This window comes from Chloroflexia bacterium SDU3-3 (assembly GCA_009268125.1).
In the GTDB taxonomy this organism is placed as follows: Bacteria; Chloroflexota; Chloroflexia; order Chloroflexales; family Roseiflexaceae; genus SDU3-3.
On sequence record WBOU01000024.1, the window covers coordinates 19,957 to 44,851 of the forward strand.

General features: G+C 67.5%; 23 protein-coding genes and 1 pseudogene. 17 read left to right on the forward strand and 7 right to left on the reverse strand.

All coding sequences use genetic code 11. The features are described 5' to 3' along the window. The first annotated feature begins 201 nt into the window (after window positions 1-201). Together F8S13_25785 and F8S13_25790 are read left to right on the forward strand one after the other, a co-directional pair. On the forward strand, window positions 202-1,299 hold the full coding sequence (locus F8S13_25785; GenBank protein KAB8139964.1) for a glycosyltransferase family 4 protein: 1,098 nt from the start codon (window positions 202-204) through the stop codon (window positions 1,297-1,299). 433 nt (window positions 1,300-1,732) lie between these two features. Further along, the gene (locus F8S13_25790; GenBank protein KAB8139965.1) at window positions 1,733-2,893 is read left to right on the forward strand and encodes an acyltransferase; all 1,161 of its coding nucleotides are present in this window, start codon (window positions 1,733-1,735) and stop codon (window positions 2,891-2,893) included. Here F8S13_25790 and F8S13_25795 read toward each other — a convergent pair. Beyond that, window positions 2,890-3,717, reverse strand: coding sequence for a methyltransferase domain-containing protein (locus F8S13_25795; GenBank protein ID KAB8139966.1), 828 nt, complete (start codon window positions 3,715-3,717; stop codon window positions 2,890-2,892). The genes F8S13_25790 and F8S13_25795 overlap by 4 nt on opposite strands. Window positions 3,718-3,944: 227 nt before the next feature. Here F8S13_25795 and F8S13_25800 point away from each other — a divergent pair, with 227 nt between their 5' ends. Continuing rightward, window positions 3,945-5,513: a PucR family transcriptional regulator gene (locus F8S13_25800; GenBank protein KAB8139967.1), complete on the forward strand. Its 1,569-nt coding sequence runs from the start codon at window positions 3,945-3,947 to the stop codon at window positions 5,511-5,513. Between the two features lie 50 nt (window positions 5,514-5,563). Beyond that, window positions 5,564-6,049, forward strand: coding sequence for a diguanylate cyclase (locus F8S13_25805; protein KAB8139968.1), 486 nt, complete (start codon window positions 5,564-5,566; stop codon window positions 6,047-6,049). Between the two features lie 62 nt (window positions 6,050-6,111). On the opposite strand, the gene F8S13_25810 is transcribed toward F8S13_25805, so the two are convergent. Continuing rightward, complete coding sequence (locus F8S13_25810; protein ID KAB8139969.1) at window positions 6,112-6,825, reverse strand: N-acetylmuramoyl-L-alanine amidase; 714 nt, start codon at window positions 6,823-6,825, stop codon at window positions 6,112-6,114. 197 nt (window positions 6,826-7,022) lie between these two features. On the opposite strand from F8S13_25810, the gene F8S13_25815 reads away from it, so the two are divergent. The 4 genes from F8S13_25815 (at window position 7,023) to trpB (ending at window position 11,368) form a co-directional block, all read left to right on the forward strand. Continuing rightward, window positions 7,023-7,334, forward strand: a complete 312-nt coding sequence (locus F8S13_25815; protein ID KAB8139970.1) for a hypothetical protein — start codon at window positions 7,023-7,025, stop codon at window positions 7,332-7,334. A gap of 338 nt (window positions 7,335-7,672) precedes the next feature. Then, the gene (locus tag F8S13_25820; GenBank protein ID KAB8139971.1) at window positions 7,673-8,401 is read left to right on the forward strand and encodes a protein DA1; all 729 of its coding nucleotides are present in this window, start codon (window positions 7,673-7,675) and stop codon (window positions 8,399-8,401) included. A gap of 387 nt (window positions 8,402-8,788) precedes the next feature. Continuing rightward, the gene (locus F8S13_25825) at window positions 8,789-10,102 is read left to right on the forward strand and encodes a VWA domain-containing protein (GenBank protein ID KAB8139972.1); all 1,314 of its coding nucleotides are present in this window, start codon (window positions 8,789-8,791) and stop codon (window positions 10,100-10,102) included. A gap of 72 nt (window positions 10,103-10,174) precedes the next feature. Further along, window positions 10,175-11,368 (forward strand): tryptophan synthase subunit beta, encoded by a 1,194-nt coding sequence (gene trpB / locus F8S13_25830; protein KAB8139973.1) that lies wholly within the window; start codon window positions 10,175-10,177, stop codon window positions 11,366-11,368. Window positions 11,369-12,284: 916 nt separating this feature from the next. Here the strand turns inward: trpB and F8S13_25835 are convergent. Next, entirely contained in the window at window positions 12,285-13,040 is a 756-nt protein-coding gene (locus F8S13_25835; protein KAB8139974.1) for a hypothetical protein, read from the reverse strand. 409 nt (window positions 13,041-13,449) lie between these two features. Between F8S13_25835 and F8S13_25840 the strand changes: the two genes are divergently transcribed. The 6 genes and pseudogenes from F8S13_25840 to F8S13_25865 all read left to right on the forward strand — a co-directional run bounded on the left by F8S13_25840 (window position 13,450) and on the right by F8S13_25865 (window position 18,207). Continuing rightward, on the forward strand, window positions 13,450-14,619 hold the full coding sequence (locus F8S13_25840) for a Gfo/Idh/MocA family oxidoreductase (GenBank protein KAB8139975.1): 1,170 nt from the start codon (window positions 13,450-13,452) through the stop codon (window positions 14,617-14,619). 67 nt (window positions 14,620-14,686) lie between these two features. Beyond that, the gene (locus F8S13_25845; GenBank protein ID KAB8139976.1) at window positions 14,687-15,685 is read left to right on the forward strand and encodes a sugar phosphate isomerase/epimerase; all 999 of its coding nucleotides are present in this window, start codon (window positions 14,687-14,689) and stop codon (window positions 15,683-15,685) included. A gap of 275 nt (window positions 15,686-15,960) precedes the next feature. Continuing rightward, window positions 15,961-16,653 carry a hypothetical protein gene (locus F8S13_25850; protein ID KAB8139977.1) on the forward strand — a complete coding sequence of 231 codons (693 nt, stop codon included), beginning with the start codon at window positions 15,961-15,963 and terminating at the stop codon, window positions 16,651-16,653. A 172-nt stretch (window positions 16,654-16,825) separates the two neighbouring features. After that, complete coding sequence (locus F8S13_25855) at window positions 16,826-17,491, forward strand: hypothetical protein (protein ID KAB8139978.1); 666 nt, start codon at window positions 16,826-16,828, stop codon at window positions 17,489-17,491. Between the two features lie 168 nt (window positions 17,492-17,659). Then, on the forward strand, window positions 17,660-18,022 hold the full coding sequence (locus F8S13_25860) for a hypothetical protein (protein ID KAB8139979.1): 363 nt from the start codon (window positions 17,660-17,662) through the stop codon (window positions 18,020-18,022). Further along, window positions 18,019-18,207, forward strand: a pseudogene (locus F8S13_25865) (hypothetical protein). The gene F8S13_25860 and the pseudogene F8S13_25865 overlap by 4 nt, the downstream one beginning before the upstream one ends. A 504-nt stretch (window positions 18,208-18,711) precedes the next feature. Here the strand turns inward: F8S13_25865 and F8S13_25870 are convergent. Both F8S13_25870 and F8S13_25875 read right to left on the reverse strand, forming a co-directional pair. Then, window positions 18,712-19,116, reverse strand: coding sequence for a hypothetical protein (locus tag F8S13_25870; protein ID KAB8139980.1), 405 nt, complete (start codon window positions 19,114-19,116; stop codon window positions 18,712-18,714). Between the two features lie 48 nt (window positions 19,117-19,164). Then, on the reverse strand, window positions 19,165-19,506 hold the full coding sequence (locus F8S13_25875) for a hypothetical protein (GenBank protein ID KAB8139981.1): 342 nt from the start codon (window positions 19,504-19,506) through the stop codon (window positions 19,165-19,167). Window positions 19,507-19,849: 343 nt separating this feature from the next. Between F8S13_25875 and F8S13_25880 the strand changes: the two genes are divergently transcribed. From F8S13_25880 to F8S13_25890, 3 genes are all read left to right on the forward strand, one after another. Further along, window positions 19,850-20,401, forward strand: coding sequence for a hypothetical protein (locus tag F8S13_25880; GenBank protein KAB8139982.1), 552 nt, complete (start codon window positions 19,850-19,852; stop codon window positions 20,399-20,401). Between the two features lie 68 nt (window positions 20,402-20,469). After that, window positions 20,470-21,234 carry an alpha/beta hydrolase gene (locus F8S13_25885; protein KAB8139983.1) on the forward strand — a complete coding sequence of 255 codons (765 nt, stop codon included), beginning with the start codon at window positions 20,470-20,472 and terminating at the stop codon, window positions 21,232-21,234. Between the two features lie 381 nt (window positions 21,235-21,615). Beyond that, on the forward strand, window positions 21,616-22,161 hold the full coding sequence (locus F8S13_25890) for a hypothetical protein (protein KAB8139984.1): 546 nt from the start codon (window positions 21,616-21,618) through the stop codon (window positions 22,159-22,161). A 206-nt stretch (window positions 22,162-22,367) separates the two neighbouring features. On the opposite strand, the gene F8S13_25895 is transcribed toward F8S13_25890, so the two are convergent. Continuing rightward, window positions 22,368-23,756 carry a beta-glucosidase gene (locus F8S13_25895; protein KAB8139985.1) on the reverse strand — a complete coding sequence of 463 codons (1,389 nt, stop codon included), beginning with the start codon at window positions 23,754-23,756 and terminating at the stop codon, window positions 22,368-22,370. 29 nt (window positions 23,757-23,785) lie between these two features. Continuing rightward, entirely contained in the window at window positions 23,786-24,874 is a 1,089-nt protein-coding gene (locus tag F8S13_25900; GenBank protein KAB8139986.1) for a carbohydrate ABC transporter permease, read from the reverse strand. Between the last annotated feature and the right edge of the window lie 21 nt (window positions 24,875-24,895).

Below are 24,895 nucleotides of genomic sequence, written 5' to 3' on the forward strand. Positions count from 1 at the left end.
GGCCTTCCCGCTTCGGTCGGGAAACCAACGGCCTACACGCGCGACCGACGCACGGGCATCGGGCGCACGAGCTATGGGGTATGACGTCGGCACGCGGCGCAGGGGTGCACCCGCTGTGCTACAATTTCCCCCAAACTTCCGGCAAATTATAGCACAGGAGCTGCGCGCGCCCCGGCCCACGCCCACGCGCCCGCCACCCATATGCGAATCGCATTCCTTGACTCATGGCTCCAGAACGCGGTCGACGGCAGCGGCACCGCCGCCTCGATCGGCGGCCTCGGGCAGGCGCTGCGCCGCCAGGGCCACACCGTCACCCGCTTCGGCCCCTTCACCCAGCGGCCCGCCAACCTCACGCTGCGGCGGCTGCTGTTTAACGCCCAGCTGCCCGCGCTGCTGCGCGCGCTGCGCTACGACCTGATCGTGGGCTTCGACATCGACGGCGTGCTGATCTCGGGCCGCAGCGGCAACACGCCCTATGTGTGCTGCGTGAAGGGCGTGATCGCCGAGGAGCTGCTGCACGAGCGCGGCCAGACGCGGGCGCTGTTCCAGGCGCTGGCGCGGCTGGAGCGCCACAACGCCCGCCACGCCGACATGGTGCTGACCGACACGGCCTACGCCCGCGCCGCGATCGGGCGGCACTACGGCGTGCCGGGGCGCAAGGTGCGGCTGGTGCCCGCCGGGATCGACCTGGCCCGCTGGCAGCGCATCGCCGAGGCGACGCCGCGCCAGAGCGACGGCGCGACCATCCTGTGTGTGGCCCGCCAGTACCCGCGCAAGCACGTGGCCGACCTGCTGCGGGCCATGCCGCTGGTGCGCCAGCAGGTGCCGCAGGCCCACGCGGTGATCGTGGGCGACGGGCCGGAACACGCCAGCCTGCGGGCGCTGGCGGGCGAGCTGGGCCTGGGCGAGGCGGTGCGGTTCCTGGGCGCGCTGCCCGATGACGACGAGGTGGCGCGCTGGTACCGCCGCGCCGACATCTTCTGCCTGCCCAGCGTGCAGGAGGGCTTCGGCATGGTGTTTGTGGAGGCCATGGCCAGCGGGCTGCCGGTGGTGGCCACGCTCTCGGCGGCCATCCCCGAGGTGGTGCCGCGTGGCCGCGCCGGGCTGCTGGTGCCGCCCGCGCAGCCGCAGGCCCTGGCGGCGGCCTTGGTCGATCTGCTGCGCAGCCCCGCGAAGCGCGCGGCCTTCGGCGACTTCGGCCAGCAGCATGTGGCCCAGTACGAGTGGGACAGGATCGCCCGCCTGTTCCTGGCCTCGGTGGCGCCGCTACTGCAGACCAGCGTGGGCGAGGTGAGCTAGGGCGAGCGGCCCCGCCCATCCGGCGAAGGCGCAAGAACCAGCGCGCTGGCCATGATCCAGCCCGCAGAGACGAGGCCAGCCGTACGAGGCGGCCTCGTTTTTCTCCCTCTATACCCACCACAATCTCAGGCCGACAAAAAACAAAAAAGGATTATTTTGGGCGTTCCTCTGCGGCGGGCTGGCTATCGCTGGTGAGGATTATGGCCAGCTGGCGATCGCAGCGCCTTCGCCGCATGGGCCAGGTGGGTAAGATTGGCACATCCCTCTTTCTAGAGCTTTTGTTCCCTTGGTGTCTTCGTGCCTTGGTGGTACGTTATCGTTCCCTTCGCGTCTTCGTGGTATTCGCCCCCTCCCGTTCCCTTGACCGCGCCAGAAAGATCGGCCACAATACCAGCATCGCAACCGCCGCACCCGCACACGAGGCCCCCCGCCTATGAGCAACCCGCCCCCCGCCCCCGCCCGGCTGCACTACCTGGATGGCATGCGCGCGCTGGCCGCGCTGGCCGTGGTGGCGCTGCACACCATGCAGATGTACGACACCCCGATGGACGGCGTGGCCGCGCCGCAGCTGCCGCTGCACCAGCCGTGGGCGCAGGCGCTCTACGCCGCGCTGCTGCAGCTCGTCATCCGCCTGGGCAGCGACGCCGTGCCGGTGTTCCTGGTGCTCTCGGGCTTCAGCCTGATGCTGCCTGCGGCGCGGGCGGGCGACGGCAGGCTGCCGGGCGGGGTGGGGCGGTTCTTTCTGCGGCGGGCTAGGCGCATCCTGCCGCCCTACTACGCCGCCGTGCTGCTGGCCTTCGCGCTGATCGCGGCGGTGCCATGGCTGGCCGAGCCGCGCGGGCTGTACTGGGATCTGGCGCTGCCCGCCACCTGGCAGGCGCTGCTGGCCCACCTGCTGCTGGTGCACAACGCCAGCTACGACTGGTACCTGAAGATCAACCCGCCGCTGTGGAGCATCGCGGTGGAGACGCAGATCTACCTGCTGTTCCCGCTGCTGCTGTGGGTGTGGCGAAAGTGGGGCACGCTGGCGCTGGCGGCGGCGGCGCTGGGCTACGGCGTGGTCGCCAACGACCTGCCCATACCGCTGCTGCCGCTCTCGCAGGGCAACTACGTGTGCATCTTTGGCATGGGCATGGCGGCTGCGGCCATCGGGTTCGCGCCGGGGCAGGGCTGGCTGCGGCGGCTGCCCTGGCCGCTGATCACGCTGGGTGCGGCGGCGGCCTACGCGGCGGTGTGCGCGGCCAGCATCGGGCGGCTGGCCCAGCTGCCGGGCTACGCGCCCATCCTGGTGGCGGGCGCGTCCATGGCCAGCGGCATGGTGGCCATGGCGCTGCGCGAGCAGGCGGGCAGGCCCGCCGGGCTGGTGCGCCGCGCCCTGGAGCGGCCCGCGCTGGTGGGGGTGGGCCGGTTCTCGTACAGCATCTACCTCATCCACGCGCCGCTGCTGGCGCTGGCGGCGGCGGCCACGCTGGCCTGGGGCATGCCAGCGCGGCTGGCCTACCCCGCGCTGGCGCTAGGCGGCTGGGCGCTGGTGCTGGCGGCCAGCTATGGCTTCTACCGCCTGATCGAGCTGCCCAGCATGGGCAGGCGCTAGGCCAGCGCCAGCGCGGCGCGGTAGCCGGGGATGGCCCGCACGGCCAGCGGGCGCAGCCCGGCCTGGTGGGCTATGGCTAGCAGCTCGGCCAGGGTGTAGGCCCGGCGGGCCGAGGCCAGGCCGTCGTGGCGGGTCAGGCGGTTGGCGCTGATCAGGTGGCCCAGCAGCCATGCCCCGGCCAGGCCCGGCCACGAGCGCAGCAGGTCGTTCAGCACCACGCCGTGGCGGGCCACGCGGCGCAGCTCGCGCAGCAGCGCCACGGCCTGGGGCGGCGCGAAGTGGTGCAGGGTGAACGAGCAGTGGGCCACGCCCACGCTGGCGTCGGCCAGGGGCAGCCGCAGCGCGTCGGCGGCGGCGTAGGCCACCCCGCCGCCGCGCATGGCCGCCATCCGCACGATCTGCGGGCTGATGTCCACCGCCAGCACACGTCCCGCGAAGGCGCGCGGCATGTCGCCGATCCCGCAGCCCACATCCAGCACATCCCACGCGGCGGGCTGCACAAATGCCGCAGCTGGTACCGCCCCGGTCAACTGTGCGGATTGTACAAAGCGCCGCACGGCCCACGTGCTCAGCCAGACGCCGCCGCCCAGGCGGTTGACCATAGACAGATCCAACAAATTCTCCAGCAGCTCGGCGTCGGCCAGGCCGGGCGCGTCGATCAGCTCCGGCTCATCCCTGCGGGGCAGCCCCACGGCCAGAATCGCGCCACCCCAGCGCCCGCCCCGCCCCATGTGGTCGGATGTGTCGCTATTTCGCATAAAGCGGTGAACCACAGCGCCTCTTGCTTTCTTTGCAAAAATCACAATAATGCTATAATAGCTCATCGTTCATTCTGCATAAATGCCGGGCCGTCTATTTGGTCAAGGCATACGATGAAGCAGAGACCCGGCACCCAGCCAGCCGTATCGTCAGCGGCCTGCGTGCCCGGCGCAGCGCTGTGGCTGCCAACCCCTGGTGTAATTTGCAATCTGCTTGGAAGCGCCCGCCCGCGCGAGCGACGCCGCCCGCGCCGTGCGCCGCGTGCCAAGCACCACTTTCGTTGAGCGACACTATGGCACCAGTCACCGTCCGCGATGTTGTACGCCTTGCCCTGCCGCCCGGCACCACGATCGTAGCCGGCAACAGCGGGCTTGCCCACCCCGTCACTTGGGTCGCCTCGCAGCGTGCCACGCCGCCGGTCTTCTCGAACCTGCGCGGCGGCGAGCTGGCGCTGGTCTCGGTGTCGGCGGCGCTGGCGCTGGATGACCAGCTCACCCTGCCGTCGCTGATCGAGCGACTGGCCCGGGTGCCGATCGCCGCCGTGGGGGCCATCGGCGAGATCAGCGAGGCCGCCCAGGCCGCCGCCGAGGATGCCCACATCCCCCTGCTGCACCTGCCCGACGACATCAACCCGCGCGAGGTCGAGCGCGAGGTGCAGCGGCTGATCAGCGACTACGAGGCCCAGCTCGACCGCCGCGCTGCCCAGCTGGGCAACCTGCTCACCCACCGCTCGCTGGCCGGCGCGGGGCTGCCGGGCCTGCTGGAGACGCTGGCCGAGCGCGTGGGGCAGGCCGTGGCCTGCTACAGCCTCAGCGGCGACATCCGCGCGATCAAGGGGCGCGGCTCCTCGCGCGTGGCGCTGCAGACGCTGCGGCCCACCGCGCCCGGCATCTACCAGCAGCTGGGCCAGCAGATCTGGGTGCAGCAGCTGGGCGCAAGCAGCGACCGCATGGGCTACCTGGCGATCGCAGGCCCCACCCTGGATGAGTGGGACAAGCTGGCCGCGCAGGCGGGTGCCGCCGCCATCGCGCTGGAGATCGCCAAGGAGCACGCGGTGCAGGCCGCCGAGGAGCGGCTGCGCGGCGACTTCGTGCAGGCCGTGCTGATGGGGCCGCCCGGCGACAGCGAGGCCCTGCTGCGCCGCGCCCAAGATCTCGGCTACGACCTGCGGGTGCCCCACGCGGCGGTGCTCTGCTCCACCAGCGGCAACGGCGCGCTCGATGAGCGCACCCTGGTGCGGCTGACCAGCGCGGTGAACAACGCGCTGAGCGCCCTGAACATGCCCGCCCCCACCATGCGCCGCGACGACGGCCTGCTGGCCTACATCCCCGTGCCCGAGCCGGGGCCGCGCGCCCGCGAGCTGGCCGAAAAGCTGCGTGTCCGCCTGTCCAACGACATCCCCACGATCGTGGTGGCGCTAGGCAAAGAGGCCGCCAACGTCACGGTGTGGTCGCGCTCGCTGCGCGAGGCCGAGCAGGCCATGATCCTCGGGCGGCAGCTGCTGGATAACGGGCGCGTGCTCGACTTCGGCGACCTGGGCGTGTACCGCCTGCTGTTCCTGCTGCGCGAGTCACCCGAGCTGTGGGATTTCTACCGCACCACGCTGGCCGCGCTGGCCGAGTACGACCAGAAGCAGCGCGCCGAGCTGCTGAAGACGCTGGAGGCCTTCTTCGCCAGCCTGGGCAACCTGGCCCAGACCGCCGAGGCGCTGCACGTGCACCGCAACACGCTGCTCTACCGGCTCAAGCGTATCGGCGAGATCAGCGGGCTGAATCTGGAAGACCCCGAGGAGCGCCTGGCGCTCTGGATCGCGCTCAAGGCCCACCGCGTGATGCGCACGCTCGACGCCACCCCCGACTAGCCCGCCCCCGCGCCGAGCGCTGAGATCGCCGCCTACCGAAGGAGCTAGCAATGCTTTCTCACGTCGATCCGCTCGCCGATCTCGCCGACCGCCAGGGGCTAGCGCGATTCGTCGATCAGCACATGCGCGCGCTGGGGGCCAGCGCCGCCAGCATGTTGCTGATCGAGATCGACATGTTCCCAAGCTACAGCGACCGCTACAGCGCCCAGGCCGCCGACCTGTGCCTGCGTGGCGTCGCCAGCACACTCCAGCGCCGCCTGCGCCACTATAGCGATCTGCTGGCGCGGCTGGAAGGCGCGACCTTCGCCGCGATCATCCAGGGCGGCGACGCCGAAACCGCCGCTCTGGTGGCCCAGCGCATGCAGGCGGCGGTCTACGCCCTAGGCATCCCCCACGCTGCCAGCCCCGCCGAGCGCGTGACCGTGAGCATCGGCGCGGCGGCGCGTCGCGACCTCGACCTGGATGCGCTGCTGGCCCAGGCCCAGGCCGCGCTGCAGCGCGCCAAGCAGGCTGGCCCGGGCGGCCTGAGCCGCTAGCACACCGCGAGGCCCCCAGGCGCATATGTGCCTGGGGGCCTCGCGATACCGGTGGCCCGACCCTAGGCCGCCACCTGCGCGCCCACAGCAAGCTCGCCGCGCACCACCTGGGTGTAGAAATCCTCGGTGATCGCACGGCCCGGGCAGCTGGGCTTGTTGTAGTCGCGGTGGCTAGAAAGCCCGCCCCAGCGCAGCAGCTCGGGGTGGGCGCACACCTGCTCGCCATGGGCAGTGGTGATGCAGCCGGGCCGCACGCCGTCGGCGTACATGTAGCGCAGGTCGAAGGTGCCCAAGCGGCGATGCAGCGCCTGCACCGCGCCGCGCACCATGCCCTGCACAGCGGCGGGCCAGCGCACCTGCTCGTAGTTTCCCACCACCTCGATCCCCACGCTGTAGTGCAGCTTGCCGCTGCGCTTGAACGAGTTGCCCCACTTGGCGTGGATGCCGATATCGCTCATCGGCGTCATCAGGTAGATGTAGCGCTCGTCGATGAACAGGTGCGGGCCGGCGCTCCAGCCCAGCGTGTTCTGGTAGTAGTTCTTCAGCACGCCCAGCTGGCGCAGCCGCTTGGCCTTGATCTGGATGGATGATAGGCCCTGCTCGTTGGCGTTCCAGACCTTCTTGGATGCGGCGCTCGGTGCCCAGGTGGTGGAGGGGTCGACCGTGTGGTGGAACACCACGAAGTCCGGCGGGATGGTGCCAAAGTTATAGGTCTTTAGGTAGGTGGTGAAGTCATCGATGGTCATCGCCATGTTCACAAACGGAAAGTTGGGCATCTCGCAATCCCCTCGTACACATAGTTGGGCATAGAGTAAAATCGCTTCTACCCCGTAGAACGCTGGGTGAGTTCACAAATAGGTTAGGTCTTAGGTAGGATCTCCACCTGACTATATTCCTCTATACTCGTTGGGCAACTCTGCTTTGAACCCATAGCTATTGTCCGAGCGCCAGATCACACAGCGAGCATCCTGCTATGCGCCACACGAGGCACCTGGCGCACGGCAGCCCGCCGCCCGCGTGGGGCTGCGCCGCGCTATGCTTGGGAAGAAAGGTTTTCGGAATGACTCGGGTTGATGTATTTGCTCTCGCGATGATGCTGGTGGGGGTACTGTGCATGTGCGGCGGGATCTTCGACTGGGCCTGGATGATCAACAGCCGCCGCGCCTGGATCATCCGCAAGATCTTCGGCTATATGGGCGCGCGCATCTACTACGTGGCCTGCGGTATGCTGCTGGTCTTCCTGGGCCTAGTCTCGCTGGCCCTGCGCCTGCGCGGCACCCTCTAGCCCTGGGCCATTCACCACAAAGACGCGGCGACACGAGAGGGCGAGCGGTCGCGGCACCATGGCGCAGGCACTGCTGGTGCCCGCTGGCGATGATCATGCCGCTGGCCAGCGCCTATGCGTTCTTGACTCACCAAGGATTCTTTACCACGAGGGCGCGAAGGCACGAAGATTCTTCGCGTCTTCGTGGTATTTGTTCCCGTTTGTTCCTTGGTGCCTTGGAGTCTTGGTGGTAAAACCTTCTGCCAGATGTCAGCGCATAGCCCATAACGCCCACCCGCCAGCGCTTGCGCCACGCAGCCCCCCATGCTATGCTATCGGCAACTCAGCAGAAGATAGCTATGCAACCGACATTCCCACGCCCAGCCCCCGCCGAGCGCTGCAGCATCTGCGGGGTGCCCCTGATCAGCGGGTACTACACCATCGACAGCCGCCGCGAGCGCTTCTGCGCCGAGTGCATGCGCACCCGCCCGCGCTGCTCGGGCTGCGGCATGCCCGTGGGCGAGGCCCACTGGACCCTGCACGACGGGCGCAATCTCTGCGCACGCTGCCACAGCATGGCTGTCTACGCCCCCGACGAGTCCCAGCGCCTCTACGACGCCACTGTCGACGCTATCGTGGCCCAGCTGGGGCTGGTGCTGCGCGTGGGCGTCAGCTTCCGCCTGGTGGATGTGCCCACCATGGCCCACGTGCGCGCCCAGGGCGGCGCGCCCCCCAGCGAGGCCCAGGTGCTGGGCGTCTACCAGCGCCAGGGCAGCCTGCGCGTGATCTACATGCTCTACGGCCTGCCCAAGCTGGTCTTCCGCACCACCGTGGCCCACGAGTACGCCCACGCCTGGCAGGGCGAGACATGCCCCCTGCTTGAGGACGAGGTGCTGCGCGAGGGCTTCGCCGAGTGGGTGGCCTACCACCACCTGCGCTGGCTGGGCTGCAGCCGCGCCGCCGAGGACATGCTCACATCCAACCACCCCTACCGCTCCATGCTCGAAAGCGTGCTGGCCATCGAGCGCCGCGTGGGCACCCAGGGCGTGATCAGCCACATCCTGGCCGTGGGGCGCGGGGCGGCCTAGCGGCAGCACACGGCCCTATCAACGCCCCACGCAGCGGCGTGCGGTAGGCATTGGCACATTGCCTTTCCCACCCGGCCCATGCGCAAAGGCGCTGCTGATGCACACTGGCCGTATGCGCCAGCAGCAGCGGCCTGGCCCATCCGGCGAAGGTGCAGCTATGGGCCTGCTGGCCATACGCCCAATCGCAGCAGGAAGGCAATGCCCAGCGCAGGCAGGCCGATTTTCCTCCCTGTTCTCCGCTTCGTACCCACACTCCTTCGTGGTATTTCCCCCGTTTCCCCTTCGGGCCTTCGCGTCTTCGTGGTTAAAAATCTCCGGTAGATCGAACGCGCAAGGCTCTGATCAAGAGCGCACCGCCTGTGCGCCAGCGGCGGCACTTGGCGTATAATAGCCAGCATGCCAAAGCTCTCGATCAACCTGTCGCCCGCCTTCGCCGCCCTCGGACCCCAGCGCGAGCCGCAGCTGTGCTACGCCCTGGCCCACCTGCGCGGCGAGTCCCTGGCCGACCACGCCGTCGAGTGGGCGCTGGTGGCCGACGCCAGCCGCTCCATGCGCATCCCGATCGTCGACGACGCGCAGTTCCGCGCCCTCATCCGCGAGGGCGGCGCGCAGGAGACCATGGTCGACGGTGTGGCCGTGTGGCAGCTGAATGCGCCCATCCCCCCCGAGCTGCGCGCCGCAGCCCGCAGCCCGCTCGACCATGTAGCCCACGCCCTGCACAGCCTGCTTGAGCGGCTTGGCGACGCCGATCGCTTCGCCCTAGTGGCCTGCGCCGAGGATGCCCTGCTGCTGCTGGGCAGCACCCCAGGCGACTCGCGCGCCGAGCTGGCCCACGGCATCGAGCGCCTGCGCACGCTCAACCTGGGCGACGAGACCGACCTGGCCCAGGGCATCGAGCTGGCGCTGGAGCACGTGTCGCGCGGGCGCGTGCTGCTGCTCACCGACGGCTTCACCCGCCGCCCCGAGCGCTGCCTAGAGCTGGCGGCCTACGCCGCCCAGCGCGGCATGGCCATCTCCACCATCGGCCTGGGCAGCGACTTCCAGGAGGATCTGCTCACCGCCATCGCCGACCAGAGCGGCGGCCAGGCCCACTTCGCCCACAAGGCCAGCGACATCCACCCGGCCATCGCCAGCGAGCTACGGGCGGCGCGCGCAGCGGCGGGCGGCCTCTCCGCCACCATCGCACCAGCCTCGGGGGCCACCCTGCGCCGCGTCACCCGCATCCGCCCCGCGCTCAGCGTGCTGCACGACGCGCCCACCCAGCAGCCCGCCAGCATCCGCCCCGGCGACGCCCTAGGCGAGGGCATCGCCTTGCTGATCGAGCTGCTGGTGCCCGCCGACATCGAGAGCCGCGCCGCGCTGGCCAGCATCACCCTGCAGGCCCCCGGCAGCGCACCGGCATCCGCCCAGCTCACCGTGCGCCGCTACGCCCAGCCGCAGGCCCTGCCCGCCGACGTGCGCGAGGCCGCCGCCCGCGCCAACATCGCCCGCCTGCAGCGCCGCGCCGCCGACGCCGTGGCCGCAGGCCGCCCGCACGACGCCGCCCGCATGCTGGCCACCGCCGCCGATCAGCTCGGCGCGCTGGGGGCCGAGCAGCTGGCCCAGGCCAGCCGCGAGCAGGCCGCCGCGCTCGCCACCATCGGCCAGACCGATACGCTCCGGCTCAAGGAGATCACCTACGCCACCCGCCGCCTCGCCTAGCGCGGCAGCCGCTGGCGCGCTTCGCTCGCCCTTCGCACAGGTTCGCCCGCAGAAACAAAGGATTGCACTGTTATGACAACCGATCAGTCCCAGCGGCCAGGGCGCTATGGCCCCTATGGCGGAAGCTACATCCCCGAGACCCTGGCCCCCGCCGTGGCCGCGCTAGAGCAGGCCTACGAGCAGGCCAAGCACGACCCAAGCTTCTGGGATGCATTCAACGCGCTCCAGCGCACCTACACCGGCAGGCCCACCCCCATCACCTACGCCCGCCGTCTCTCCGAGCACCTCGGCGGCGCGCAGATCTACCTCAAGCGCGAGGATCTGGCCCACACCGGCGCGCACAAGATCAACAACGCCCTGGGCCAGGGCCTGCTGGCCCAGCGCATGGGCAAGACCCGCATCATCGCCGAGACTGGCGCAGGCCAGCACGGCGTGGCCACCGCCGCCGTGTGCGCCATGCTGGGCATGGAGTGCATCGTCTACATGGGCACCGACGACATCGAGCGCCAGAAGCCCAACGTCTTCCGCATGCGCCTGATGGGCGCCGAGGTGCGCGGCGTCACCACCGGCAGCCGCACGCTCAAGGATGCCGTGAACGAGGCCATGCGCGACTGGGTGACCAACCCCGACTCGTACTACCTGCTCGGCTCGGCCCTGGGGCCGCACCCCTACCCCCTGATGGTGCGCGACTTCCAGAGCGTGATCGGACGCGAGGCCCGCGCCCAGATTCTAGAGGCCGCAGGCAAGCTGCCCAATGTGGTGATCGCCTGCGTCGGCGGCGGCTCCAACGCCATCGGCATCTTCCACGGCTTCCTGGATGACGAGAGCGTGGACCTGCGCGGCGTGGAGGCGGGCGGGCGCAGCGGCGAGCTAGGCCAGCACGCCGCCCGCTTCAGCGGCGGTCGCCCCGGCGTGTTCCAGGGCACCCGCAGCTATGTCCTGCAGGACAGCGACGGCCAGATCGCCAGCACCCACAGCATCTCGGCGGGCCTCGACTACGCCGCCGTCGGCCCCGAGCACGCCCTGCTGCACGACGAGGAGCGCGCCTTCTACACCTCGGCCACGGATGTCGAGGCCCTGGAGGCCTTCCAGACCCTCTCCAAGCAGGAGGGCATCCTGCCCGCGCTGGAAAGCTCGCACGCCCTGGCCGACGCCATCCGCCTGGCCCCCACCATGCGCAAGGATGAGATCATCCTGGTGAACCTGTCGGGCCGTGGCGACAAAGACATCTTCAGTGTGGCCGACGTGCTGGGCGTGGAGATCTAGGCCCTCACCTAGGGTTACGTTTCTGCGCAGGGCATTGAGATGTGGCTGCATACCTTATCCAGCGTGCTAGGGCATGCGCGACCCTTGTCCCATGCTGCCGCCGGACACAGGAACGCTTGATGTTGCCGCACCCTCGTCGTGCGCTGCCACGCCAACGATAGAATCCGTACTGTAGGGCGGGCTTCGTGCCCGCCTGCGCCTCGTACGTCAAACGCCCCTACGATGCATTCAATGCACACGGCGTAGGACGCATCGTAACGCGTCAAAATCATCGGGTGGGGTTGCGATGAACACGGCGCATCGCGATGGGGCGGGCACGAGATCCGCCCCTACACCCCTGGGAACGCATTGCCACCATTGCGTGGGTTGTCAATGATGGCAATGGCCACGATGATCCATCCCACCCGGCCCATACGGCGAAGGTGCCGCTCGTGCAAACTGGCCATATGCACGAATGTTAGCCGCCAGAAAACAGCATCGGAACGCCTCAAATTGGGGGTTTCGAAGGGGGCCACGCCCCCTCGCGGGGGTTCCGGGGGCTGGCCCTTAGGCGCTGCCCGCGCAGGGCATCCACCCACCCAACACCTACCACCGCCATCGCTGAAGGAAAAAACGCCCAGCGCCGACGGGAAAAGTGACACCATGTGAGAGGCCACACCCCCTCGCGGGGGTTCCGGGGGCTGGCCCTTAGGCACCGCCCGCGCAGGGCACCCACCCACCACCCACGAGGGACCACTATCGCTGATGCCGCCACGAGGCCAGGGCCAACCGGGCAGCGCTCCACGCAGTGCCTACGGTTGGACCGACCCGGCCTCAGGCGAAAACGCCCAAGCAAAGAGCACCCTACCCGGCTCTAGGCTCCAAAACGCAGCAGCGCCCCGCGACCGTATGTGGTCGCGGGGCGCTGCTGCGCCCGCTACTGCTCGCGCAGCTCCAGCTCGGGGCCTCGCTGCTCGCACAGGAACAGTGTGCCCGCCGCCACGCACAACGGGATGAGCAGCAGGTTCACAAACGGGATGGCCACCAGCCCAAAGCCCACCAGCCCAAAGCCCAGGCTCGCGGGCATGTGCTGGCGGATGACGCCCATCTTGGTGCGGAAGCGCAGCCGCCGCCGCTCCAGCGGCCCATCGAAGAAATCTAGGCAGGTGATAAACGCGCCCAGCAGCACCGCGCCCACGAGGTTGATCGCCTGGCCCGCCACCGGGATCAGGTTCAGCAGCAGCAGCACCAGCCCCACCGCCAGCGAGATCGCCAGCTTCTTCAGCTCGAAGCCCAGCGCCCGCCAGATGTCGCGCGCGATCCCCGCCGCCGTCAGCGGCTGGGCGGGCGGGGCGGCCCCGGTCACGCCCAGCTCGATCTGCTCGGAGAGCGTGCCGTACCAGGGCGAGCCAAGCACCACCCCGAAGCGCACCACGCAGAACCCCGCCGCAAACAGCAGCAGCAGCCCTAGCACCACCCGCAGCAGCCACTCGATCACGCCGCCCAGCCGCGTGTCGGCTACCAAGCGGTCGATGCCCACCCAGCCCGCGCCAAACAGCCCCACGTACACCACCGTGGCCACCACCAGGTTCACCACGATCGGGATCACCACATATTGCCACAGCCGGGGATTCTTCACCAGGTAGCCCAGCGCATGAAACGGGGCCGCCGCCCCCTCAAGAAACCGCTGCATTCCGTTCGCCCTCCTCTTGTGCATCATCTGTGATTGGGACGCCCCCAGTGTACCAGAGGTTGCAGCGCCCGCCGCCCGCACCTGCGCTGTGGCCAAGAAAGCGCTCCCACAGCACAGCGGCGGCTACCCAGCCCCAGCCTTGACACCGCCAAAGCCCGCGTGTATACTCGCACCACCTTCCGGCCCTACGGCATACGAAGGCTGAGATCGACTGGCGGAACAAGCCGTCGCCGCCCATCGGCTTGATGTGTACTGCGTTCGACAGCGCTGTCGCCAGTTGTAGCAACGTCGGTTTCGCCCGTGAAAGCGCCACCACAGATCTTTTCACCATATCGGCATGGCAGCCGAGCCTGCGCGGTGGCGCGCACCCCGCGAGACCAAAGCACGATTCTGACCGATTGGAGGCGTTATGGCAGATACTATCGGCGTCGGTCTTGTTGGCTATAAGTTTATGGGCAAGTCCCACTCGAACGCCTACCGACAGGTGGCGTCGTTCTTCCCCGACGTGAAGCTGCGCCCCGCGCTCGCCGCGCTGTGCGGGCGCGACGAGGCCGCCGTGCGCGCCGCCGCCGCCGAGATGGGCTGGCAGGGCTACGAGACCGACTGGCGCAAGCTGGTGGCCCGCCCCGACATCGGCCTGGTCGATGTCTCCACCCCCGGCGACAGCCACGCCGCCATCGCCATCGAGGCGGCCAAGAACGGCAAACACGTGTTCTGCGAGAAGCCCCTGGCCAACACGCTGCCCGAGGCCCGCCAGATGCTGGCCGCCGTGCGCGACGCGGGCGTGGTGGGCATGGTCAACTTCAACTACCGCCGCGTCCCGGCCATCCAGCTGGCCAAGCGCCTGATCGAGTCGGGCCGCCTGGGCAAGATCTACCACTGGCGTGCGGTCTACCTGCAAGACTGGATCATGGACCCCAACTTCCCGCTGGTCTGGCGGCTCGACAAGAGCCAGGCCGGGTCGGGCACCTTGGGCGACCTGGGCGCGCACATCGTCGACCTGGCCCGCATGCTAGTGGGCGAGATCACCGAGGTGAGCGGCCTGACCGAGACGTTCATCAAACAGCGGCCCGTGCTGGCGGGCACCACCGGCGGCCTGGGCGCGGCGGGCGGCCCGGCCATGGGCGAGGTGACGGTGGACGACGCCGCGCTGTTCCTGACCCGCTTCGACAACGGCGCGGTCGGCAGCTTCGAGGTCACGCGCTTTGCCAACGGCCGCGCCAACTACAACTCGTTCGAGATCAATGGATCCAAAGGCTCGATCACCTTCAACCTAGAGCGCATGAACGAGCTGAACGTGCTGCTGAACGACGACCAGCCCGACGTGGCCGGGTTCCGCAACGTGCTGGTGACCAATGGCGATGTCCACCCCTACATGAGCGCGTGGTGGCCCGCTGGCCACATCATCGGCTGGGAGCACACCTTCACCCACGGCGTCTACGACCTGCTCAACGGCATTGCCGATGGCGTGTCGCCCAGCGCCACCTTCGAGGATGGCCTGCGCTGCCAGGCCGTGCTCGACGCCGTCGAGGCCTCGGCAGGCAGCCGCCAGTGGGTCGAGCCGGACTACCAGATCTAGCCGCTTTCACACCATAGCGCAGCCGCCCCCGCCCAGCGCGGGGGCCAAGCCACAAGGAGCATTCCCCATGGCGCGTCCTGTCACGCTTTTCACCGGCCAGTGGGCCGACCTTCCGTTCGAGCAGCTGCTGCCCCTGGCCAAGCAGATGGGCTACGACGGCCTAGAGCTGGCCTGCTGGGGCGACCACTTCGAGGTCTCCAAGGCCCTGAGCGACCCGACCTACATCCCCCGCAAGCGCGAGCTGCTTGAGCAGCACGGCCTGCAGTGCTTTGCGATCAGCAACCACCTAGTGGGCCAGGCCGTGTGCGACCCGATCGACGCCCGCCACAAGGGTATCGTGCCCCCCCACGTCTGGGGCGATGGCGAGCCAGAGGGGGTGCGCCAGCGCGCCGCCAAGGAGATCGCCGACACGGCCCGCGCCGCCGCCGCCTTCGGCGTGAAGCAGGTCAACGGCTTCACCGGCTCGTCGATCTGGCACATGCTCTACTCCTTCCCGCCCAACGACTTCGCCACTATCGAGGCGGGCTACCAGGACTTCGCCGACCGCTGGAACCCGATCATGGATGTGTTCGACGCCGAGGGCGTCACGTTCGGCCTAGAGGTGCACCCCACCGAGATCGCCTACGACGTGGTAACGACCCAGAAGGCCCTGGCCGCCATCGGCAACCGCAAGGCCTTCGGCATCAACTTCGACCCCAGCCACCTGGTCCACCAGTTCATCGACTCGGTCTACTTCATCGAGACCTTCGCCGACCGTATCTACCACGTGCACGTGAAGGATAGCCGCATCAACATCAATGGGCGCACCTCCATCCTTGGCTCGCACCTCAACTTCGGCGACTCGCGCCGTGGCTGGGATTTTGTGTCGCCGGGGCGCGGCGATGTAAAGTGGGACCCGATCTTCCGCGCGCTCAACGCCATCGGCTACACCGGCCCGCTCTCAGTCGAGTGGGAGGATAGCGGCATGGACCGCGTGTTTGGCGCGACCGAGGCGGCGGCCATGATCCGCCGCACCGACTTCACCCCCAGCACCGTGGCCTTCGACGCGGCCTTCTCCAAGAAGTAAGGCCCGCACCCCGCGCAGGGCAGGCTCCCCCGCCTACCCTGCGCGGCCACTCAGGCGCACTACATTGCCCGTCACCCGCACTACATTGCCCGTCACCCGCACTACATTGCCCGTCACCCGCACTACATTAGCCATAAATGCATAATATCGCTTATCATCTACACCAGATCACCCGCCACACGCATCACATTGCTTATTACCACCTATCAAAAAGCTACAAAACGCTACGTTTAATAGCACACAGCACCAGTTAAGACAACGAAAGCCGAGGCCCTATGCAGGTAAAAGTGGCTCCCAGCAGCGCCAGCGTGCTCCCGCAGGTTATGGTGCAGCAGCGCCCCGAGGGCTACGTACTCAGCGACAGCATCCGCCGTGGCTGCGAGACGACATTTATCACCGTCTTCACCGTCGGCTGGAACCTCATTGCGTGCCCGATCAGCCTAGCCTTTTTCTTCTCCCCCCCAAGCCAAAACCCCATCACGCTCCTGCTCACCCGGCTGCTGCCAATCATGTTTATTGGCCTTGGCATGCTACTGGTTGTCTACGTGGCCAGAAAGCTGCTGATCGTCAGCGCCTTCGAGGCCGCCGAGCTAACCCTGCCCAGCTGGCCGCTGCGCCTCGGCGAGCGCACCAACGTCACCTTCCGGCAGCGCTCACGCTGGGCCGCCATCACCACGATCGAGGCCTCGCTCCAGTGCGCGGAGGTAGTGACCTACCGCGTGGGCACCGACACCCGCACGGTGCGCGAGGTGGTGTGGGAGCAAGCCCTGGCCAGCAGCGACCTGACCAATGGCCAAAAACAGGTCGAGGCGCAGTGGAGCATCCAGATCCCCCGCGACATGCAGCCCTCATTTGCCACTATGCGTAACAACATCGAGTGGAACGTCGTCGTGAAGCTCCACAGCCCGCGCTTCCCCGACGCCGAGTCGCAGTTCCTGCTGGTGGTGCTGCCCGAGGTGGTGGACTAGGGCGCGGTAGGCACACGCGCATCTGGCACGGCGATGAAACGTTGGGCAGCGTGCTACGTACAGCTCTATAGACCAAGCGCGATGGTACAGCAGGCCCACCCGGGAGCGCACAGCGCCGCCGCACCGCCACACCAGCGCAACGATAGGCAGCCGCCCAAGCGACAGGTGCCCTATGTTTATTGGAAAACGTCGCTACTTCACCACCAGCACCGCACCCCGCGTGCCCGCAACGCACACCGAGGAGGGCACGATCATCCGCCCCAGACGCTTGATAAATAGTCTCTTCATCATTACTTTTATCTTCTTTGCCCTATTTCTCCTCGTTCAGTTCAGCATTTTCGTCACGAAAAGCAGGCTGGATCAGCCAAACACCATCATCAGCGCGGTGGTCAGCGGCATCATCACCCTGAGCGTCGTGCTGGTGGTGGCAAACAGGCTGCGCTTCGGCCCGGCCCGCATCGCCGCGCAAAGCTGGCCCCTATCGCTCGACCTGCCAACACGGCTGCGCTTCCACCGCCGCGCCTTCTTCGGCAGCGTTGGGCCGGTGCGCGCCACGCTGTACTGCGCCGAAAAGACCATCAGCCACAACGCCGACAAAGGGAAGATACACCAAAAAACCATCTGGAAAGCACCGTTCCCGATCATCGAGATGCCCGAGGATGCCAGCAGCGCCAGCGCCGAGTGGCAGATCTGCATCCCGCGCGACCTCCCACCATCATTTGAGACCAAAGCAAACGCTATCGAGTGGTTTTTTCAGGTCGAGGTCGGCGACGGGCCATTCGGCGGGGCGCAGTCGACTTTTCTGCTGCACGTTCAGCCGGTGTGCGCCGCCAGCTAGGCGGCTACACCGTATCGCACGCCCAGGCCCGCACCGCCCGCAAGCACAGGGGAAATAGCGCCGCCAGCACGCAACCAGGCATAGCACGCTTTCGCCGCCAGCACCATACTAGCGATAAAGACCACGCCCGCATTTCTAGCCGCTATTCAGCCGGAGGTACAGCGCTCCATGTTCTTCATCCAGATCAACGATCCATACGTCCAGGTCGGCAACACGGTGCAGGGCACCGTCGAGTGGCGCAGCAGCGGCACGGTGCCGCGCGCCATCATCATCGCGGCGGCGTGGCGCACCGAGGGGCGCGGCGATGTGAGCTTGGGCAAGGCGGGCGAGCTGCGCGTGCCCTACGACCCCAGCAGGCCGCTGAGCGGCGTGCCCATCCCCTTCGCCTTCGACATCCCCGCCGAGGGGCCGGTCTCCTACGACGGCAAGATGCTGCGCATCATCTGGGAGATTGTGGCCCAGGCCGATCTGCCGATGATGGCCGACGAGAAGAGCGCGCTGGCATTCCGCGTCGCGGTGCGCATGCCGTGATCGACCCCTACGCCGCGCTGGGGCTGCGCCGCAACCCCTTCACCGCCGAGCCGCAGGCGGGGGTGGCCGCCGCGCTGTGGCTGGATCGGGGCGCGCCGCCCGCGCCGCAGCCGTGGCGGCGCAGCTTCACCCAGGTGCTGGGCGAGAAGGGCGCTGGCAAGACCTCGCTGCTGCTGCGCTGGCGCGAGCAGGCAGGCGGCCCCTACCACTACGTGCCCGCCACGCCCGCGCGCTGGCGGCCCCCGCCGATAGCCGGGCTCGCCTACTGGGATGAGGTAGACCGCATGCCCTGGCCAGTGCGGGCCACGGCGCTGGCGCTGGCCGCGCGGCGGGGCGCGAGCCTGGCCGTGGGCACCCACCGCGACCTCGCGGCGCTGGCGCGGCGCTGCGGCTTCGCGGTGGCCACCGTGCAGTTCGCCCCGCTCGACGCGGCGGCGGTGGCCGCGTGGGCCGCACTGCGCATCCAGGCCGCGCGGCTGCCCGGCGAGCCGTGCGCCCTAGCCCTGCCCGCGCGCGAGGCCGCCGCCGTGGCCGCATGCGCCGGGCACTCGTGGCGCGTCGCCGCCGACCGCCTGCACATGTGGGCTGCCGAGCAGGCCCGGCAGGCCGCAGGCCAGCGCGGCGCATAAAAAAGCGACCACCGGGCAACGCCCCATGGCCGCACACGCGCCCCCGAGCTGCCCGCAGGCTCACTCGGTCAGACGGAACAGCTCGTTCTCCTGGTAGAGGTAGGTGGTGGTGGGGTAGAGGCGCATTACCTCGCGCATGCACGCCTCGTAGTGCAGCAGCGAGAGTGTGCGCTGGTGGGCCACCAGCACCGCCAGCAGCGGCGCGAGATCGGCGGTGCCCACCACGAAGTTCAGGCGGTCGTAGGCCCCCGCCACGATGATGTCGGCCCAGCGGGCCTGGGCCGAGTAGAGGAAGACCAGCTCGGCCTGGGGGTTGGCGTAGTCATACACGGCCTCGTCGGGCATCCAGTAGCCGCGCTCGAACAGCTCGTTGGTCTCGCGGCCCACCCAGCCCGCCGCGCCCAGCACCTCGCCCGCCAGCGCCACCTGGCGCAGCTGCTCGGCGGTCATCTCATCCTTGCGCATCGGCCCCTCGCATCTTTCCTCTCGCCCCGCCCATCTGCAGCGCCCCGCTCACCGCTGCGGGGCCAGCACCCCGCGCGCCGCCAGCCCCAGCTCTTCCAGCATGTCGGGCAGCGCATCGTCGGGCAGGCCCGCGACCCGGCTCAGGTCGTGGGGCGAGTAGTGCCAGACCAGCGCCTTCATGGTGTACGCGTAGGTGTCGAACACCATCCGCTGCACCGCCGCATCGGGCGGGGCGGCGCGCGCCGCCTGGGCCAGCGCCTGCAGACAGGCTAGGTACTGCGCATATAGCGCGGCGTCGAAGCGCTCCTGCTCGTGCAGGGCGTAGATAAAGCTGCCCGGCTCGCCCATGGCGTTGCGGCGCAGCGTGGCGATAAACTCGGCGTCGTGCATAGTCCCTCGGTCGCCCCCAGAGCGCGGCACACCAGCGCCGCAGTGGTGCGGGGGCAGGGTACTATGGTATCATCCCTGCGCAAGCGGGGATGCGCAGCACCATCTGCAGCCTTTGCCAATGTATGGGTTCAAAACTCGCAGGCTCAAGCCCCTCACCTCAGCAGTTAAGCTTCTCCCCTTGATGTCTTTGTGGTAAACGGTTCTCTCTTCCTCTTCGCGCCTTCGCGTCTTCGTAAATCGGGTTCCCCTCCCTTCAGCATCCACCGCCCCCGCTGTGGCCGTAGCTGTCGCACCAACACGATACAATACTGACGCAACGCCATGTGAGTAAGGATTGGCAGCTATGGACATCACCCTGGCCAGCAGGCACACGGCCAGCGCCACGCTGGAGCGCAAGCACCCCGGCGCGCAGATCATCGACGTCACCTCGCGCGGGCCGCAGCCGTGGGTGCGGTTCAGCCCGTTCTTCCCACACGGCGGCATCCCCGTGCCGCTCTCGCCCCAGGTGGCGGCGGCCTCGGTCGAGGGCATCTGGCAGGGCCTCAAGGTGTTCGCGCAGGCCGACGTGGACATGGCCACCATGGCCAACACCAGCATGCGCGGCATCAAGCGCACGGCGCGGCGCTACGGCGCAGTGCTGGGCCACCGCGCGGGGGTAGGCGGGCAGCGCCTGCTGGCCTACGCCGAGGCCCGCAGGCAGATCTACCTGCCCGCCTACCGCTGGGTGCTCGACTGCCGCCTGCAGCCCGAGGTCGCCCACCTGCGCACCCTGGCCGCACAGGGCCCGGTGGTGCTGCTCGACTACGAGACCAACGCCGACATCGACAACCTCGCGCGCCCGCTCTCGCACGCGGCGCTGGTGATCGCCTACCTGCGCGGCGCGTGGCCAGCGTGAGCAGCAGCGAGGATGTGCAGCTGGCACCATCGGCCCAAGCACCCTGAGACAAAAGAGGAGAAGCAGCGATGGAACGATCGAGCTTTCAGCACGATGGCCTGACCCTCTCGTACCTTGACAGCGGCGGCGACGGCCCCGCGCTGGTGGCGCTGCACGCCCACTGGATGGACGCCACCACCTTCAGCGGCCTAGCCGAGGCGCTCGCGCCCGCGTGGCGCGTGATCGCGCTCGACCAGCGCGGCCATGGCTACTCCGACCACACCGCCAGCTACGCCCGCGAGGCCTACGTGGGCGATCTGCGCGCGCTGTTCGCGCACCTAGGGCTGGCCGAGGCGGCGCTGCTGGGCAACTCGCTGGGCGGTGTGAACGCCTACCAGTTTGCCGCACGCTTCCCCGCCCTGGCGCGCGGCCTGATCATCGAGGACATCGGCACCGAGATCGATGTCGACGTCTCGTTTGTGCTGGAGTGGGAGGGCACGTTCGCCACCAGCGAGGAGCTGGCCGAGCGCATCGGGCCGAGGCTGCTGCCCTACCTGCGCGGCTCGTTCCGCAGCACCCCGCAGGGCTGGCGGCTGGCTTTCGACCCGCGCGACATGGTGCGCTCGCAGCAGCCGCTGAACGGCGACCACTGGGGCGACTGGCTGGCCAGCAGCTGCCCGGCCCTAGTCATCCACGGCAGCGAGAGCAGGCTGACCAGCGCGGAGCATATGGAGGAGATGGCCAGGCGGCGGCCCAACACGCGCTACTGCCAGCTGCCGGGCGGGCACGTGCTGCATATCGACACGCCCGACCTGTTCGCCCGCACCGTGCGCGATTTCCTGCAGACGCTTTAGCGCCACCGACATGCGCAGGGCGCGCTCTTCGCTGCGCCCTGCGACCTCAAGCTAACTGGTTGCTCATAGGACTATTGCCTCGTGGCTGTCCGCTGCCATAGTGGCGCTGGCTGCGGCGAGGCTGCGGGCGCGTAGCTGAGGAAAATAGGCATCCTAACACATAGGTTACAAGTACAGATTCTCCATTTTTTTATTTGTTCCAACCTGAACGATATATTCACTTTATTTAAATCATATTACCCAAATATATTTTTACTGTGAATATTTAATTAATCCATTCCCAAAAGATCATATTTATTTTATATATGAAATATATTGACATCCCAACAATCCATGATATAATCAAGCTGTCCTAACGAACATCCCACTATAAGGAGCACTATGAGACGGCTAACTACGATGGCCGCAGCCACGCTCTGCGCTGCGTTTCTGCTTGGCAGCTCTGTCGGCCCTGCCACAACCACCGAGGCCGCAACCAGCGTCGCCTGCACACGCCTTGGGTATTTCCAGGACGATAGCCCGTCGATCGTCAACCCGGATGTGAATTTCACTTATACCACTGATACACCTGCTACGGGCAACAGCTGGGTGCATGCAACCATTCCTGGTACCATCTATAACACCATCAGCTATAGCAACAGCCCATACGCTCCGATTGGCGTAGGTGATGTCGTCAAGTTTACCCTTAACTGCGTCAGTGGCTTCGAGTATTACTATTCCAAGGCATATAATCACGGATATGCATATGTATATGCTAATGGAGTCCAGGTTGCGGTTATCGACCAGTATAGCGCAACCATCCAGTACCAGCAGCACCAGTATATTCCGCTTCCGCCAGGCATCGTAGAGGTGACCATTGAGGGGGGAAACAAAAATCCCGCCGCCACCGACTTCTACTTCGACATCGACGGCATCATCCCCAAGTAATAACGCATCCTAGCCGATAAATATGCCACTGGCGTTATACGGATTGCTCCATCATATACGTCAGTGGCATATTCACACCCTCACATATACTCGCTTCCTCAAATACAACAGCCACACGCTACCTCATCCAGCACAGCGCAAAAACACCGAAGGGGGACGGCGGCGCTGCCACCATCCCCCTAAAAACACGCCAGAGGCCCAAGCCGCTAGGCGACCGGGGCCGCATCCTCCACCGGCTGCCCGCTGCGGGCGGCCAAGAAGCGCTGGTACCACAGCGCGCTGTCCTTCTTGAAGCGCCGCTGGGTCGGGTAGTCCACGTACACCAGGCCGAAGCGCTGGCTGTAGCCCTGGCCCCACTCGAAGTTGTCCAGCAGCGACCACACGAAGTAGCCCTTCAGCGGCACGCCGCTCTGCACCGCCTGCGCGGCGGCGGCGAAGTGGCCCTGGAGGTAGGCTAGGCGGCGCGCGTCGTGGACCGCGCCGTCCTCCTCCAGCCTGTCGACAAACGACGCGCCGTTCTCGGTCACGTAGTAGGCCGGGAAGGTGTAGTCGCGGTGCAGGCGCTCCAGCATCTGGCGCAGGCCCTCGGGGTAGACCTCCCAGTGGAAGTTGGTGTACTCGCCCTCGGGCAGGATACGCTCGGACTTGGTGAGCGGGTTACTCTCGGAGTAGCTCACCAGGGTGCGCTGGTAGTAGTTGATGCCCAGGAAGTCGATCGGCGCGGAGATCAGCTCCATGTCGCCATCCTGCACCGGCAGCTCCACGCCCTCGGGGAAGTTGGCCACCAGCTCGGCGGGGTAGGTGCCGTGCTGCAGCGGGTCGAGGAACAGGCGGTTGCCGAACGCGTCGTTCAGCATGGCCGCCATCACATCCTCGGGCTTGTCGGTCAGCGGCTGGGCGGGCGAGACGCTGAGGGCGATGCCGATCTGGGCGTTGGGGCAGTGCTTGCGCATGCGGGGCAGGGCCAGGCCGTGGCCCAGCATCAGGTTGTGCGCCACCTTCATGGTGATGCCCAGATCGCGGTAGCCAGGGGCGTGCTCGCCAAACAGGTTGCCGCAGGCGGCCACCACCCACGGCTCGTTAAGCGTCATCCAGGCCGACACGCGGTCGCCCAGCGCCTTGGCCACCACCTCGGCAAACTCGGCGAAGGCGTAGGCCGTGTTGCGGTTGGCCCAGCCGCCCTCATCCTGCAGCGCCTGGGGCAGATCCCAGTGGTAGAGCGTCACAAACGGCTTGATGCCCGCCTCAAGCAGGCCGTCGATCAGCTTCTCGTAAAAATCCAGGCCCGCCTCGTTGATCTGGCCGCGCCCCTGGGGGATGATCCGGGGCCACGCGATCGAGAGGCGGTAGGCATCCAGCCCCAGCTCGCGCATGAGGGCGATGTCCTCGCGCCAGCGGTGGTAGTGATCGCAGGCCACATCGCCGGTGTCGCCGTTTTTTACCTTGCCGGGGGTGTGGCTGAACGTGTCCCAGATGCTCACACCGCGCCCGTCCTCGGTCGCGCCGCCCTCGATCTGGTAGGATGCGGTGGCCGCGCCCCAGAGAAAGTCGGATGGAAAGCCCAGGTCTTTGGGCGAATGAATACGGTCTGCCATAGCTCGCTCCTCGCTGAGAGAATAGGATGTTATTTTTCGACGCCGCTGGACACCACGCCCTGCATAAACTGCCGCTGGGCGAGGAAGAACAGCACCGCAGGCAGCAGCACCGTCATCACCGCCGTGGCCATGGCCAGCGAGGGGTAGCGGCTGAAGCCGCCCACGAACTTGGCGATGCCCACCGAGATCGGGTAGCGGTCCTCCTTGCCCACCAGGTAGACCAGGGGTAGGAAGTAGTCGTTCCACGTGTAGAAGAAGTGGAACAGCGTGACCGCCGTGATCGCGGGCCATGCCTGCGGGATGATCACCGACACCAGCGTGCGTAGCGGGTTCGCGCCGTCGATCGCGGCGGCCTCGTCCATCTCGCGCGGGATGCCCATGAAGTACTGCCGCAGCAGGAACACGTCGTAGGCATTCGCGAAGAACGCGGGCACCAGCAGCGGCAGCCATGTGCCGGTCCAGCCCAGCTTCGAGAACAGGATGAACAGCGGGATCACCGTCGCCTGCGGCGGCAGCACGATCGTGGAGACCAAGATCAGGAACAGGATGTTCTTGCCTGGGATCTTAAACCGCGCGAAGCCGTAGGCCACCATGATACACGAGATCAGCGTGCCGATGGTGCTGATGATCGCCAGCGCCAGCGTGTTGCGAAACAGCATGGGGAAGTCGACCTGATCCCAGGCCTTGCTGAAGCCATCGAGGGCCAGCGTGGGCTGGTAGACCGGCGTGAGCGTGCGGTAGCGGCCCTTCCAGTTGAACACGCCCTTCTCGGGGCTAGCCGGGTCAACAAAGTCGGCATCCTCGCGGAAGCCCTTCACCAAGGCCCACTGCTTGGTGCCCTGATCGGTGGGCACGTTGTAGAGCGGCAGCTCCTTGCCATCGTACACGAACGTCTGGGGCTTGCCAGGCCAGATCGGCGCGCCGATGGCCGAAAACTGGTCCTCGGGCTTGAAAGCGGTGGCGAACATGTAGCCCAGCGGCATCAGAAACAGCGCCATCACCGCGAGGCCCAGCAGGGTGATCAGGGCGCTCTGGGTCGCACCGTGCTGCAGCAGGCGCTTGAGCGTCAGCGGGGCGCGAGCGGGGCGGGGCACGCCCGCGTGGTCGGCAATCGACATCGATATCTTCCTTTCGCGCCG

Excerpts from the sequence above, each read along its gene's own strand:
- F8S13_25785 (KAB8139964.1), top strand. The coding sequence starts at position 202 with ATGCGAATCGCATTCCTTGACTCATGGCTCCAGAACGCGGTCGACGGC.
- F8S13_25790 (KAB8139965.1), top strand. The coding sequence starts at position 1,733 with ATGAGCAACCCGCCCCCCGCCCCCGCCCGGCTGCACTACCTGGATGGC.
- F8S13_25795 (KAB8139966.1), bottom strand. The coding sequence starts at position 3,717 with ATGAGCTATTATAGCATTATTGTGATTTTTGCAAAGAAAGCAAGAGGC.
- F8S13_25800 (KAB8139967.1), top strand. The coding sequence starts at position 3,945 with ATGGCACCAGTCACCGTCCGCGATGTTGTACGCCTTGCCCTGCCGCCC.
- F8S13_25805 (KAB8139968.1), top strand. The coding sequence starts at position 5,564 with ATGCTTTCTCACGTCGATCCGCTCGCCGATCTCGCCGACCGCCAGGGG.
- F8S13_25810 (KAB8139969.1), bottom strand. The coding sequence starts at position 6,825 with ATGCCCAACTTTCCGTTTGTGAACATGGCGATGACCATCGATGACTTC.
- F8S13_25815 (KAB8139970.1), top strand. The coding sequence starts at position 7,023 with ATGCGCCACACGAGGCACCTGGCGCACGGCAGCCCGCCGCCCGCGTGG.
- F8S13_25820 (KAB8139971.1), top strand. The coding sequence starts at position 7,673 with ATGCAACCGACATTCCCACGCCCAGCCCCCGCCGAGCGCTGCAGCATC.
- trpB (KAB8139973.1), top strand. The coding sequence starts at position 10,175 with ATGACAACCGATCAGTCCCAGCGGCCAGGGCGCTATGGCCCCTATGGC.
- F8S13_25835 (KAB8139974.1), bottom strand. The coding sequence starts at position 13,040 with ATGCAGCGGTTTCTTGAGGGGGCGGCGGCCCCGTTTCATGCGCTGGGC.
- F8S13_25840 (KAB8139975.1), top strand. The coding sequence starts at position 13,450 with ATGGCAGATACTATCGGCGTCGGTCTTGTTGGCTATAAGTTTATGGGC.
- F8S13_25845 (KAB8139976.1), top strand. The coding sequence starts at position 14,687 with ATGGCGCGTCCTGTCACGCTTTTCACCGGCCAGTGGGCCGACCTTCCG.
- F8S13_25850 (KAB8139977.1), top strand. The coding sequence starts at position 15,961 with ATGCAGGTAAAAGTGGCTCCCAGCAGCGCCAGCGTGCTCCCGCAGGTT.
- F8S13_25855 (KAB8139978.1), top strand. The coding sequence starts at position 16,826 with ATGTTTATTGGAAAACGTCGCTACTTCACCACCAGCACCGCACCCCGC.
- F8S13_25860 (KAB8139979.1), top strand. The coding sequence starts at position 17,660 with ATGTTCTTCATCCAGATCAACGATCCATACGTCCAGGTCGGCAACACG.
- F8S13_25870 (KAB8139980.1), bottom strand. The coding sequence starts at position 19,116 with ATGCGCAAGGATGAGATGACCGCCGAGCAGCTGCGCCAGGTGGCGCTG.
- F8S13_25875 (KAB8139981.1), bottom strand. The coding sequence starts at position 19,506 with ATGCACGACGCCGAGTTTATCGCCACGCTGCGCCGCAACGCCATGGGC.
- F8S13_25880 (KAB8139982.1), top strand. The coding sequence starts at position 19,850 with ATGGACATCACCCTGGCCAGCAGGCACACGGCCAGCGCCACGCTGGAG.
- F8S13_25885 (KAB8139983.1), top strand. The coding sequence starts at position 20,470 with ATGGAACGATCGAGCTTTCAGCACGATGGCCTGACCCTCTCGTACCTT.
- F8S13_25890 (KAB8139984.1), top strand. The coding sequence starts at position 21,616 with ATGAGACGGCTAACTACGATGGCCGCAGCCACGCTCTGCGCTGCGTTT.
- F8S13_25895 (KAB8139985.1), bottom strand. The coding sequence starts at position 23,756 with ATGGCAGACCGTATTCATTCGCCCAAAGACCTGGGCTTTCCATCCGAC.
- F8S13_25900 (KAB8139986.1), bottom strand. The coding sequence starts at position 24,874 with ATGTCGATTGCCGACCACGCGGGCGTGCCCCGCCCCGCTCGCGCCCCG.